The organism is Virgibacillus carmonensis, assembly GCF_057836705.1.
In genome coordinates this window covers 1-700 of the sequence record NZ_JBYQFJ010000164.1, presented here as the reverse complement: position 1 = coordinate 700, position 700 = coordinate 1, and the positions used below count along the sequence as shown (strand labels likewise).

Genomic DNA, 700 nt, shown 5'->3' with positions numbered 1-700 from the left:
TTTGATATAAAGGCGAAAGTATCATAGGCAAGAACTGGAATCGTAGTATGTTCTGTCTCTCCAACTTTTTGATAGGTCAAGTTTTTAACATCCAGTTTGTCATTTTGCATATAATAGTTATCGTCGACTACTTTAAACGTGACATCCAAGAAATTAACATCACCGTCAATGCCTTTGAAACCATTGCCTGAAAGTGTTGCTCCTATTTTGACCGTTCTTTGAAAGTTATCTTCGAAGATTGGCTCTTCAATATTCACATTTAAATCTTTTTTCTCGATCATTTGCTGCATTTCATCGTTTACCTTGACATCAGTGAACTTATAGACCGAGTCATCATAATCAATATCGAACTTGCCTGACATAAAGTCCTTGACATTGTTCAGCGTCAAAGTCATCGTGATGGTTTCACCTAGTCTCACCTCATCTTTCGTGTAGATAGGCTCTCCATATGACTCACCTTTTTTGATGAATAAAAAGGTTTCCTGTTTACCTGCATTTGTTGCTAGATCAACAGGCATAAGTCCTAAATTGACCGGACCATTCTCCAGTTCTTCCGGTAGTAATCCGAATTTCATTTCTCCTTCACTATTAACAGGAAGTACACCTGGAAATGGTGAATTTTGATAATAGGCAACGAGATTTCCTGATTGATCATAATTCAAACCTTTTGAATTTAATACATCAATTGCTGAGTCATATA

At 36.4% G+C, this 700-nt stretch carries 1 protein-coding gene; it reads right to left on the bottom strand.

Annotated elements, in window-relative coordinates; translation table 11 throughout:
• Positions 1-700 (bottom strand): cohesin domain-containing protein (locus tag AC3G7N_RS21150; protein WP_489424113.1); only part of this gene is annotated, 700 nt, incomplete at both ends.